We start from the raw sequence: 212 nt of genomic DNA on the forward strand, positions 1-212 counted from the left end.
CGTAGTCGACGCTGACGCGCGCCCGACCGGCAGAACTCACACCGTCAGCCCTGCCGACAGTGAGCAACAGCCCGTCAACACCCGCCTTCTCAGCGGCGGTACGGGACTCCACAGAGATCCTCGCCCGGGTCACGGCCGGTGCGCCGACGCCATCGCGGGCGCCCTCCGCCGTGTCGGCGACGGCGGTCACCGAGACCGGCAGTTCACGCGCC

At 72.2% G+C, this 212-nt stretch carries 1 protein-coding gene; it reads right to left on the reverse strand.

Annotated features, from left to right (window positions below):
• On the reverse strand, positions 1–212 hold a 212-nt coding region (locus IF00_RS46640; RefSeq protein ID WP_209439857.1), incomplete at both ends, for a hypothetical protein.

This window comes from Streptomyces flavochromogenes (assembly GCF_000717595.1).
In the GTDB taxonomy this organism is placed as follows: domain Bacteria; phylum Actinomycetota; class Actinomycetes; order Streptomycetales; family Streptomycetaceae; genus Streptomyces; species Streptomyces flavochromogenes.